The sequence below is a fragment of the Corallococcus exercitus genome, assembly GCF_003611585.1.
In the GTDB taxonomy this organism is placed as follows: Bacteria; Myxococcota; Myxococcia; order Myxococcales; family Myxococcaceae; genus Corallococcus; species Corallococcus exercitus.
On record NZ_RAVW01000061.1, the window covers coordinates 20,164 to 31,040 of the forward strand.

Below are 10,877 nucleotides of genomic sequence, written 5' to 3' on the forward strand. Positions count from 1 at the left end.
TTCGAGAGCAGCTCCAGCGGCGTGAGCCGGGTTCCATGGACGCCTCCGAGAAAGACAGGGCGTCGTTCAACGCGTGAAGTTGTCTGCTGGCCTGGACCGGTCCGGGCCCTCCTGACCAGTGGAGTGGACAGTTTCGCGAGGGGGCTCACTGGGGGTGGCTGCTGGCGCGCGAAATGCTTTGCCTCTCCCTGTCTCACAACCCAGGGGGTCTCATGGAGAAGGCCTGCAAGACCAGTAGTTTCATGGATTCCACGCGCATGCCCACTGCTAGCGCGGATGCGTTGATCCAATGGTGGGATCGCCTCCTGCCAGATGACCTCGCGTACCGTGGCTACCTGCCGTTCAAGGTCAAGGTCCATAGCAACACCGTCCAGGATGGGGTGCAGACGCTGAAGTTCTTCGTGGTCGGCCATCCGTCGCCCTCGGACCAGCCCTTCACGCTGAAGCTGCAGCTCGAGCACAGCTATGTCTGGCCTGACCTGCCTTCGACGGCCCAGCTGGGCACGCAAGACCAGTTCGGGTTCCTCTTCCTGACCCCGCTGTGGTTGTCGAAGAACGGCGTTCCCGACAGCCTGGCCGAGGGGGGCGGCAAGTGGCCGATTGGTGCCGACTCCGCCCTGGCGCTTGCCCTTCAGCTGATCCGGCTGCTGCAAAACGAGGAGCTGCGCCAGAAGGTGCAGGGCCTGATGACCGACTACTCCCTCTCCAAGGGCTAGGAGCACCATGGACTCCTACCTCACCGTCATCTCCTATCCGGCGAAGATGGAGACCGTCTTCGAGAACATTGCCTTCAACGTTCAATGGCAGGACTCGCAAGAGCGGCAGGACGCGCAGTACCGTTTCTTCCGGTGCCAGAATCCGGCCCAGCTCTATGAGCTCGTCATGAGTGCCGGGCGCTACCTCACCCGCCTCGACCTCGTGGGCCACGGAGCTCCCACCCGCTTCCGGCTGGGTGACTTCAACCTGCTGGAGCTGGGGCGCGAGCCACATCCGGTGCTCAAGCAACTGGCCGCCGTGCTGCCCGACGACGTCGAGGTGCGCATCCTGGGATGCCTGACAGGCATTGGCCAGGAGGGCCTGGCCCTGATCCAGCAGGCATCCGCGGACCTGGGAAACAAGACCGTGATTGGGACGACCGCCCGGGTGGAGCCGGAGCACTTCGGACCCGAGGGGCTGCTGAAGAGCTTCACGGCCCTTCACTCCTCGCGCAGGACCGACATCGCGAGACCGTTGCCGGTTCCCTTCCCGGTTCCAGTGATTGGGGCCGCGCCCGGGCGCAACCCGTACCTCACGCATCTGCTCACGCAGGACGTGCAGGACGTGGAGTCCTTGCTTCACTGGAAGCAGTTCTTCCCCGCGGGCTTCGAGCCGTTGGGCCGCGGTCGCCCCCTGGCGCAGCCGGACTTCACCATCCGCCACGAGGGAGTGCCGGTCACGTTCGCCTGTGACTGCCGGCTGGTGCTCATCCTGGACGACGCCAGGAAGCCCCCCCTGCTGATGGGCTGGAGCAGCCCGGATTCGGTCCCGCTGCTGCCCGCGGTCATGCAGACGCTGGGGGCCGGCAGCCTTCCCGAGTTCCTGTTCGCCCCGGTCGCCGCACCTACCGCCGAACACACGGTGCGCCCCAGGGTGAAGCGCTCGCGGTCCCGCTGAATCCTTCGCTGTCCAGTTCATTGGACAGACGTCGCCCTTGCTTGTCGTCCCGGCAGGACAGCGCGAGCGCGCCCGAAGCATGGGGGCGCTCGCGCTGCGTCCCGGCCCATGCACGCCACGGCGTCGGCATGGTTTCCGCACCAGGCAGCCCGAGCACCACACCCCAGGCCACGGAGTGAATCATGGATCGACTCATGGAAGCCTTCTCCATCATCGCTGTCTTCTCTGCTGTCCATGAGCGTGTGCTCGAAGCGATTCGTGCGCTTGAGACACGCTTGCCGAACAGGAAGGTCTTGCTGGATTGGCTCACCGTGGGGGGCTTGAACTGGGTGCCCGCCGTCATCCTGGCGGTCGCGACCCGTGCCAACCTCCTGGCGCTGCTCTCCGGGGGAACGGAGGCGTTCTTCGCTCACTATCTGCATCCCTGGCCTGCGGAGTTCTCCACGAACCTGGTTCAAGACGTCAGCGGCTGTTTGCTGATGGGCCTGACGACGACGCTGGGATCCCGTTTCTGGCACGACCTGGTGAAGGCCCTGGTGGATCTGCGCACCGGGCTCAAGGCCCTGCCTGAGGTGGCGCGCAGGGGTGCCGCTCCGGATGTCTCCAGGGCCTTTTCTGTCGCGGCGGGCGAATTGGAACGCCACGACACCCCGGCCGTCATGGCCGTTTCCGAAGCGCTTCGAAAGGCAGCGGAAAATCTCCAGCGCAGGGTGTGACCCATACGTCCCAGCGACCCGGTTTTCACGGATGTCTCAACGCAGCACGTGATGTCAGGGAGGACATGTCATGGCGATACGCACCAAGGGGATTCAGCGGTTTCTGGCCAGTGCTGACGCGCAGGAAGGGCTGGGGAGCGCTGCTTCCCCTCACCTGGTGGAATCCGTGGTGGGCGAAGAGAAGGGCGAGCCGGGGTGCTCGGTGAAGCAATTGCCGGGGCGTCTGCTGCTGCGGGCGGCGGAGCTGGCCAGCCGCCTCAACCCCGTGAACGAGCCTGTGTTCGGAAGGATGGCCGCAATGGCCGAGGGGGCCTTGCTGCCCACTCCCCTGGCCGCGGCGATCGTCACCGGCAAGTACTGGGGCCCCAAGCCCCGAAAGCTCTCCGTGAGCTTCATGGAGACCACGGCCCCGGACCTGCGGCGGCGCATCGTCTCGCACCTGAACGCGTGGGCCCAGTTCGGGTGCGTCGAGTTCGTCGAGACCTCGGAGGTCGGCCAGATCCGGATCTCGCGTGACCTGGGGGGATACTGGTCCTACCTGGGGACGGACGTCCTGCTCATCCCCCACCGGTTGCCGACCATGAACCTGCAGGGCTTCACCATGAGCACCTCCGACAAGGAGTTCATTCGGGTGGTCCGGCACGAGGCGGGCCACACCCTGGGAATGCCTCACGAGCACATGCGCAGGGAGCTGGTGAACCGGATTGACCGCCAGAAAGCCTACGACCACTTCTTGCGGACCCAGGGGTGGACCCCCACGACCGTGGACCAGCAGGTACTCACGCCCCTGGAGGACGCGTCCATCATGGGAACGCCCCCGGATCAGGACTCCATCATGTGCTACCAGCTGCCGGGGTCCATCACCGTCGATGGCAAGCCCATCCGGGGCGGGGTGGACATCAATGCGTCCGATGCCAACTTCGTCGGCAAGATCTATCCCAGGATCGGGGGCGCCCCCGCGGTCCGAAACACCAGGGCCGAGAGCGATTGGCCGGAGAGCGACGACGTCCAGGAGTCGGACCTCCTGATCGAGGCGGCCTGAACCACGCAGGGCCCCGCCGCGAATCAGATCGCGGCGGGTGTTTTCTTTGCTGGGCTTGGAAAACAGGGGGCTCACGGTGACGGCGGGGGGGCCAGCCACTTCTGGAAGGAAGAGACCTGGGTGTAGACGCCCTGGAAGTCCGGGCGGGCGCAGCCAATCCCGAAGCTCGTGATGCCCACCTGAAGCACCTTGCCTTCCGCGGTGGTCATCAAGAGCGGCCCGCCGCTGTCCCCCAGGCACGTGTCCTTCGTCGCGGGAGCACTCGCACAGAGCATCCTGGGCGTGATGGGGTACTTGCGCAGGTAGCGGGCCGCGCACTCCGCACGCGAGGCCACCTGCGCCGTCACCTCCTTCAGGACCGGTGCGTTCGAGCGACGCTCGCGCGCGGGGCCCCAGCCGAGGGCCGTGAGGCGCTGGCCCTCCGCCAGCACCAGGTCCGGGCCGGCGAGCTGCACGGGAGCGAACTCCGCCACGGGGGCGGCCAGCCGGAGGAGGGCGATGTCGTTCTGGAAGCTCTGGTCGTCGAAGCCCACGTGCGATGTCACCGCGACGATCCGGAGCGCCCGGCCCTTGTTGGTGGACAGGTCATGTCTGCCAATGACGGCATAGTGGCCGGTGGAGACCTCACAATGCGCCGCGGTCAGCACGGTGTCCGGTGAGATCAACGAGCCGCCGCAATACTGCGTCAGCGTGCCCTGCTGGTTGCGGTAGGCGATGGCGACGCTGAAGGGCCATTTCCCGGGCGCGGCCTCGTGGCCTCCGGCGATGGACTGGGTGGCACGCATCCGCTCGGCGCGAGGGTTCAAGGCCACGGGCCCGTTCACCGCAGGCTGCGACACGCCCCAGGCCTTGAACATCACCCGGGCGCTGTCCTCGAAAGACAACGCCACGGGATGCGCGGCGCGGCGTGTGGGCGCCTCCGCGGCGTGGGCGGGGTTCACGGCCAGGGTCATGCTCCAGAACAGACCGAAGGGCCCAAGCGTCATGGGAAGGATGCTCCTGGTATCGCGGCACGGAGGCGGGCCGCTCGTCCCCGCGGGAGTGCGTGAAGCGTGCCGCCACCGCGCCTCGGCTGGCGCCGGGTCACTCGACTTCCGTGGCTTGCGGTGCTTGTCCAATCCGGGTGACTCCCGTGCCCGGGACCTGTCGAGCCGGATGGACGGCGCGGGGCTCCCGAGGTGGAGTCCGCCTCACTGGTCCGGTGTGCAGTTGCATGCGTGGATGGCATTGGCGGACACTCCCGGTCCGATGCCAGGGGAACCTGCCGCGCAGCCCTCCTCGGGGCTTGGTGCCATCGAGGTGGGCAGCCAGGTGGATGGCTTTCGCATCGTCCGCTTCCTCGCGGAAGGAGCGATGGGCGAAGTCTTCCTCGCGCAGGACGAGGAGCTGGGCCGGCGGGTGGCGTTGAAGTTCCTCAGGGTGGAGCTGCTCGGGGAGGAGCACGCGGAGCGGCTCATGGACGAGGCGCGCACCACCGCGCGCTTCAGTCACCCCCACATCGTCACCGTGCACGCGGTGGGCCGGTATCACGGGCGTCCATACCTGGCGCTGGAGTACGTGGACGGCGAGTCGCTCCGCGAGCGGATCACCCGGGAAGCGCCCGGCCTCCACGAAGCACTGCGCATCTGCCGCGCCATCGCGGAGGCCATTGCCGAGGCGCACCAGCACGGCATCATCCACGCGGACCTCAAGCCGGAGAACATCCTCATCCCCCGGGACGGACGGGTGCGGGTCGTGGACTTCGGGCTGGCGCGCCATGCGGGCGGGGCGCAGGGCGCCGCGTCCGGCACGCCGGCATACATGGCGCCCGAGCGTTGGCGGGGGGCCCCGCCTTCGCCCGCCCTGGACCTCTGGTCCCTGGGCATCATCGCGTGTGAGCTCCTGGAAGGACGGCGTCCGCTCGACGACGGGGCGCTGGCCACCTTCGCCTTCGCGCCAAAACCCCTGGCCCTCTCTCCCCGCTTGCGAGGGCTGCCCGGCGGAGACGTGTTGGAGCGCTGCCTCCTGCTCGAACCCGGGGCCCGCCCCAGCGCAAGGGACGTCGCCCAATCGCTGTCGGCAGCCCTCCACCCTGAATCGTTCCGCGTGGTGGACCGGGCGCCCTTTCGCGGGTTGCGTCCTTTCACCGAGGCCGACGCGGGGGACTACTTCGGCCGTGAGCTGGAGCTCGATGGCTTCGTCGAACGCCTGCGCCATGAAGCCCTGGTTCCACTGATTGGCCCGTCGGGCATCGGCAAGAGCTCCTTCCTCCATGCGGGCGTGTTCGCACGGTACCGGCAGATGGATCGCTGGACGGTGCTGCACGCCCGGCCCGGCGCGAAGCCGTTGACCCGGCTCGCCGCCCTGCTGGTGGCGGGCCGGGAGGAGGAGTCGTCCGTCAGCGCCGTCGCGGAGTCGCTCGCGAACCGCCCCGGCGAAGTGGTGCGGCTGCTGCGACGGCTCTGCGATGAGACGGGCGGCAGCGTGCTGCTGGTGCTGGACGCGTTCGAGGAGGTCTTCACGCTCGCCTCATCGGAGGAGTCCGAGCGGGTCGCCGCGTGCCTGAGGGCGGCGGCCTCCGTGGAGGCGCCGTGGCGCATCGTCCTGGCGCTGCGGGACGACTACCTGGGGCAGTACTCACGGCTGGAGTCACTGCGCCCTTCGCTGGGCGCGGCTTTCGCGCTCGCCAGGTTGACGCCGGCGGCCCTGCGGGAGGCGGTGACGGGCCCCCTGCGACGTGTGGGCTACTCGGTGGACGCGCCTTCGCTGGTGCCGAGGCTGGTGGAGGACGTGGAGTCCCAGCCCGCCGGGCTGCCCTTGCTGCAGTTCGTCTGCCTGGCGCTGTGGGAGCGGCGGGACGTCGACTCGCGCCTGTTGCGCGCTTCCGACTACGAGGCCCTGGGCGGTGCGGGAGGCGCGCTGGCCTCGCATGCACAGCAGTTCCTGCAACAGCTTCCCGCGGAGGAGGTGCGCGCGGCTCGCATCCTCCTGCTGCGCCTGGTCACCGCGGAGGGAACGCGCCGGCCCCGCCCCCTGGCCGAGCTGCTGGAGGGGCTCGCGGACTCCGCGCCGGGCGTGCTGGAGAAGCTCCACGCCAACCGGCTGGTGGTGACGGCCCGGGACCCCCAGACGGACGAGGCGCTGGTGGAGCTGGCCCACGAATCGCTCGCGACCACCTGGCCCGCGTTGACGCGCTGGGTGGAGGAGACGCGCGAAGAACGGATGCTGGTGCAGCAGCTCGAGGAGGCGTCACGGCTCTGGGACCAGCGGGGCCGGCCGGATGGGGAGACCTGGGCGGACGAGCCCTTGCGGCAGGCCTTGCGCCGGGTGGAGGCCTGGAACATCACCTTGCCCACGCGTTCGCGGACCTTCCTGGAGGAGGGCCAGCGGCGGGCCCGGGCCCTGGCTCGCCGCCGCCGGTGGTTGTGGAGCGGCTTCATCAGCCTGCTGGTCGGGGTCTCCGTCGCCGCGGTGCTCGCGGCGCTGGCCTTCCGGAAGAACCAGCTCGAAGCCATCCGCCAGCAGGCCACCATCCGCCTGGCCTCGGCGGACATCGGTGAGTTCGACCTCGTCCTGGAGCCCCATGACTTCGACCCGATGGAGCAGCGCTGGACGAAGGCCTCGCGGTCCGACGTGTCGGGCTGGCGCCTGGCGCCCGTCCAGGGAAACACGAAGGCCGAGGAGGCGGTGCCCTACCGGGCGCCGGACCTCCAGCGGCGACAGCTTCGCCGGGAGCCGGACGGGACCCTGCGGGAGCGTGTCGAGGCGCCCTCCCGCCCGGCGTGGCTGGTGGTGGAGCGCGAGGGTTGCGGCCCGTCCATCATCCGGTTGGAGCGGCTCCCCGGTCACCGGGAGCGCGTACCCCTCCAGGAGATTCGCCTCCCCATTCCGACGTGCGAGGCCTCGCGTGTCGGACTGATTCCCATTCCAGCGGGACCCTTCTGGCGCCCGGAGGACGACGACACGCGCGAGCCGGAGCGGCTCATCGACGTGGCGGACTTCGCCATGGACCAGACCGAGGTCACCAACGGTCAGTTCCGCCTCTTCGAGGAGGGCGTGCTCCGGCGGACGCCGTATGTGCGGGAGCTTCCACCGCAGCATCCCATCTTCTCGCGCTCACTGGAGCTGGCGAGTCCGGTGACCGGACTGGATGCGTTCTCCGCGGAGGCCTTCTGCCGCTACCTGGGAAAGGCGCTGCCGACAGCGGACGAGTGGCGCAAGGGCTTCCGAGGCGGCTTGACGCTCGATGCGGAGGGCCGGCGCGTCAATCCGGCGCCAAAGCGGGAGACGGTCTGGCTGGTGGCCAGGAAGCATCCGCCCGCGAACATCCTGGGGCACGACCCGTACCCGGGGGTCGCGCCCGTGGGCTCCTTCCCTGAAGACCAGAGCCCCTATGGGCTGCTCGACATGGCGGGCAACGTCGCGGAGTGGACCGAGACGACGGCCATGCAGGGAGACTTCCAGAACCTGCGAAACCTCCTGGGCGGCAGGTGGGATGCATCCGAGGAGCAGGGACACCACAAGGTCACCTGGACCAACCACCTGCCTCCCCGGCGTTTTGAGTTCGGAATCGGGATGCGCTGCGTGGAACGCCCCGGTGCTGGCGCATCCCAGGGGCAACCCGGGAGCCGCTGACGCGGCTCACCCCCTTCACTCAACGCCGTTGCGATGCCGCTGCGTAGGGGAGGTCTCCTCGGCATCGGAAGAAAGCAACAGGTGCCGGTAGTCGTCCAACAGCCCCGTCTGGCCAAAATGCCAGGGCTGAAGGACGTCGGTGGATACGGCAATCCTTTGCTGCAAGGCCCCCACGACCTCCTTGAACATCTGCAGCCCCGAGTCCTCGTCACCCGTCAGGCAGCCCAGGAACCGGACCGTGGCGCCGCGGGGAAGCAGATCATTGAGCTCGCGGACCGCACCGGAGCGAATCTTGCCGTTGTCGATGAGGATCTCATCGCCCAGCTTGAAATAACCCGCGCGGCCGTGTCCCACGAGGTCGAGGACCGACACGTCCGGCCGGCCGTCCCGGCCTCGAGGCTTGCTGTTCGCGATGGCCAACCGCAGTCCACCGCCATTCTGACACCTTGCGAACCTGTGCTCGCTGGACTGGTTGTTGGCCGCCAGGGCAACCGCCTCGAACATCGGGTGGATGGTTTGAGGATAGGAGATGACCGTGAGGTGGATTCCCATGTGCGTGAGCCCTGGAGGTCTACTCCTTGAGCAGGAGGTCGAGCAGTTCAATGAGTTGAGACTGAAGCTTCTTGTCTTGAACTCGTTCCTGGATGAACTCGCGCAGTGACTTCTCTCCCGCGGCGATGGGCCATTTCCCTCCTCCCTCCGCGAAAGCACCCAGGTTCGCACCCACCGTCTGGCTTTGTGCCGCGACCCACTCGGGCGACAGCAGCAGGAAGCCGTAAGGCGCGTCCTTGGTGGCGAGTTGGACGGTCGAAGGCAGGTCCGACCACACGAACCTGTAATCATCCTTGAGGTCGACGTAGAAAGGACCGAGATTTTCATCCTGGGCGAAGCGGAAGGCCAGCAGGTCTGTCTTCTTCTGCAGGTCCACGGTCCGGCTTTCGAACTTGACTTTGAATACATTGTAGAGGCGTACCCAGTTCTTGAACCACCAGGCGCCCAGTTCTTCCGGATGCTTCTTCGTCGAGATATCCGCCCGGTAGTAGTCATCGGTCGAGATGGTGTCCGCCATGGTGAGCCTCGTATCAGACCGCGTGTGGTACTGCGTGAAGGAGCAAGGCCTCATTCCCGCTTCAGCCCGAAAGCCCTCATGAGGTTGTAGACATGCGCGCGGGCCAGGTCGTACTGACGGGCCACCTCGCTCACGTTCCACCCGGACGTCACCAGTCCGTGCTGCAGCAGGTTCCGCTGGAACCGCCGCGTCGCCTCATGGAAGGACAGGATACCCTCCTGCTGCGCACGAGGCCCGTCTGCCAGGTGGCACGGCTCGATGTACGTGGCTGCCTCCGCGCTCGCACGGATGAGCGCCGCCTCGAGCCGGTGCCGGAGCTGCCGGACGTTGCCGGGCCACTCCGCGACCTCGCAGGCCGCGTGAAAGCCGGGGGAGGCCCTCAGCGCCGGCAGCCCGTGTTCCTCCGACAACCGCTCCAGCAACTGTTCCACCAGGCACCCCAGGTCCTCCCGCCGTTCGGCAAGGCTCGGCATGCGAAGCGTGAAGACGTTCAGCCGGTAGAAGAGGTCTTCGCGAAACCGCCGCTCCGCCACCAATTGTTCCAGATCCGCGTTGGTGGCGGCGATGATCCGGACGTTCGCCTTCGCGAGCCGTGAGCTCGCCAGTGCATAGTATTGCTTTGACTGGAGCAGCTGAAGCAGCTTGCCCTGGGCCGCCAGCGGAATCTCCGCGATCTCGTCCAGGAACAGCGTGCCGCCCTCCGCGGCTTCCACCTTGCCCACCGTGCGGCGCGCTCCGGGAAAGGCACCGGGCAGCGCGCCGAAGAGCTCGCTCTCGATGAGCCCCTCGGGAATGGCCGCGCAGTTGATCTCCACGAAGGGACCGCCCCGCCGCTTGCTGTTGTCGTGGATGGCCTGCGCCAGCTGGGTCTTCCCGGTCCCGGAGGCCCCGGTGATGAGCATGGAGACGTCCAGAGGCGCCGCCAGCGCCACCTGTTCGAAGACGTGAGCCATTGCGCGGCTTCGGCCCACGATGCCGCCCAGCCGGAGCTTCTCCCGGAAGGGCAGGGTGGGGTCGTCCGCCTCGCGCCATCTCCCGGAGTTCGCGCGCTGCACGGCCGTGACGATGAAGCGCGCCACGGTCTCGGCTGCCTGGACCGCTTCCGGGGAGAAGGGCCCAGCGCCTCGCTGCCCTTCGAGGTAGAGGACCCCAGGGGCACTTCCGCTTAGAGGCACGCAGAGCACCGCCTCCAACCGTTGCTCCTTGACGCTGCGGGCCGCGGAGAAGCGTGGGTCGAGCAGCGCGAACGGCGTATGCAGCGTCTGTCCCGAGGCGATGGCAGCCGCGACGATGCCCCGCGAGGTCACCGCGCGGATGTGCTCTTCCTCGCTCATCGAGCATCCATGGGAGAGGGACCACTGGCGCCCACCCGCCGTCACATCCTCATACAGCTCCAGGTAGGCCCGTTCCGCCTGGGTCAATTCCACCAGCGCCGTCAGCACGTCGCGCATGGGCTCGCCCGGCGCCGTGGACTCCAGGATGCGGAGCAGGTGGAGGTACAGACTCCGCTCACGGGTCAGGCGGATTTCCAGCTCGGTCATGCCCGAGACTCTAGGACCCTCCTTGAGAGAGACAAATGGTCTTCCCGTGACGTGCATACCCGTGGGGTAAGCATTTCGCGCGCCAGCCCCCGGCCCGGGGTGAGCCATCAAAGACTGTCCACTGGACTGGTCACTTCCGACGCCGGGGAATCCAGGCGATTGGACACCGCGACGGCCTGTCGCTGGGAGAACAGTCCTGGCACGAAGGCTGCTGAGGGAGGGGTCGCCGCGCCGCCGTGGGT

General features: G+C 67.8%; 9 protein-coding genes. 5 read left to right on the forward strand and 4 right to left on the reverse strand.

The window, feature by feature from the left end:
• Positions 1 to 212: 212 nt before the first annotated feature.
• From D7W79_RS10705 to D7W79_RS10720, 4 genes are all read left to right on the forward strand, one after another.
• Positions 213 to 716, forward strand: coding sequence for a hypothetical protein (locus D7W79_RS10705; RefSeq protein ID WP_147441879.1), 504 nt, complete (start codon positions 213 to 215; stop codon positions 714 to 716).
• A gap of 7 nt (positions 717 to 723) precedes the next feature.
• The gene (locus tag D7W79_RS10710; RefSeq protein WP_120525259.1) at positions 724 to 1,653 is read left to right on the forward strand and encodes a hypothetical protein; all 930 of its coding nucleotides are present in this window, start codon (positions 724 to 726) and stop codon (positions 1,651 to 1,653) included.
• Positions 1,654 to 1,835: 182 nt separating this feature from the next.
• Positions 1,836 to 2,369 carry a hypothetical protein gene (locus D7W79_RS10715; protein WP_147441880.1) on the forward strand — a complete coding sequence of 178 codons (534 nt, stop codon included), beginning with the start codon at positions 1,836 to 1,838 and terminating at the stop codon, positions 2,367 to 2,369.
• Positions 2,370 to 2,439: 70 nt separating this feature from the next.
• Positions 2,440 to 3,411, forward strand: a complete 972-nt coding sequence (locus D7W79_RS10720; protein WP_120525261.1) for a M12 family metallopeptidase — start codon at positions 2,440 to 2,442, stop codon at positions 3,409 to 3,411.
• Positions 3,412 to 3,482: 71 nt separating this feature from the next.
• Here D7W79_RS10720 and D7W79_RS10725 read toward each other — a convergent pair whose 3' ends face one another.
• Positions 3,483 to 4,397 carry a serine protease gene (locus D7W79_RS10725; protein ID WP_120525268.1) on the reverse strand — a complete coding sequence of 305 codons (915 nt, stop codon included), beginning with the start codon at positions 4,395 to 4,397 and terminating at the stop codon, positions 3,483 to 3,485.
• A 262-nt stretch (positions 4,398 to 4,659) separates the two neighbouring features.
• On the opposite strand from D7W79_RS10725, the gene D7W79_RS10730 reads away from it, so the two are divergent.
• Complete coding sequence (locus D7W79_RS10730) at positions 4,660 to 8,025, forward strand: bifunctional serine/threonine-protein kinase/formylglycine-generating enzyme family protein (protein ID WP_158616937.1); 3,366 nt, start codon at positions 4,660 to 4,662, stop codon at positions 8,023 to 8,025.
• 15 nt (positions 8,026 to 8,040) lie between these two features.
• Here D7W79_RS10730 and D7W79_RS10735 read toward each other — a convergent pair whose 3' ends face one another.
• From D7W79_RS10735 to D7W79_RS10745, 3 genes are read right to left on the reverse strand one after another with little or no spacing between them, the layout of a single operon-like run.
• Positions 8,041 to 8,577: a DUF4347 domain-containing protein gene (locus D7W79_RS10735; RefSeq protein WP_120525263.1), complete on the reverse strand. Its 537-nt coding sequence runs from the start codon at positions 8,575 to 8,577 to the stop codon at positions 8,041 to 8,043.
• A 19-nt stretch (positions 8,578 to 8,596) separates the two neighbouring features.
• A complete protein-coding gene (locus D7W79_RS10740) occupies positions 8,597 to 9,094 on the reverse strand; it encodes a hypothetical protein (RefSeq protein ID WP_120525264.1) in 498 nt (165 codons plus the stop codon).
• 50 nt (positions 9,095 to 9,144) lie between these two features.
• The gene (locus tag D7W79_RS10745; protein WP_120525265.1) at positions 9,145 to 10,635 is read right to left on the reverse strand and encodes a sigma-54-dependent Fis family transcriptional regulator; all 1,491 of its coding nucleotides are present in this window, start codon (positions 10,633 to 10,635) and stop codon (positions 9,145 to 9,147) included.
• Positions 10,636 to 10,877 lie beyond the last annotated feature (242 nt).

Excerpts from the sequence above, each read along its gene's own strand:
- D7W79_RS10705 (WP_147441879.1), top strand. The coding sequence starts at position 213 with ATGGAGAAGGCCTGCAAGACCAGTAGTTTCATGGATTCCACGCGCATG.
- D7W79_RS10710 (WP_120525259.1), top strand. The coding sequence starts at position 724 with ATGGACTCCTACCTCACCGTCATCTCCTATCCGGCGAAGATGGAGACC.
- D7W79_RS10715 (WP_147441880.1), top strand. The coding sequence starts at position 1,836 with ATGGATCGACTCATGGAAGCCTTCTCCATCATCGCTGTCTTCTCTGCT.
- D7W79_RS10720 (WP_120525261.1), top strand. The coding sequence starts at position 2,440 with ATGGCGATACGCACCAAGGGGATTCAGCGGTTTCTGGCCAGTGCTGAC.
- D7W79_RS10725 (WP_120525268.1), bottom strand. The coding sequence starts at position 4,397 with ATGACGCTTGGGCCCTTCGGTCTGTTCTGGAGCATGACCCTGGCCGTG.
- D7W79_RS10730 (WP_158616937.1), top strand. The coding sequence starts at position 4,660 with ATGCCAGGGGAACCTGCCGCGCAGCCCTCCTCGGGGCTTGGTGCCATC.
- D7W79_RS10735 (WP_120525263.1), bottom strand. The coding sequence starts at position 8,577 with ATGGGAATCCACCTCACGGTCATCTCCTATCCTCAAACCATCCACCCG.
- D7W79_RS10740 (WP_120525264.1), bottom strand. The coding sequence starts at position 9,094 with ATGGCGGACACCATCTCGACCGATGACTACTACCGGGCGGATATCTCG.
- D7W79_RS10745 (WP_120525265.1), bottom strand. The coding sequence starts at position 10,635 with ATGACCGAGCTGGAAATCCGCCTGACCCGTGAGCGGAGTCTGTACCTC.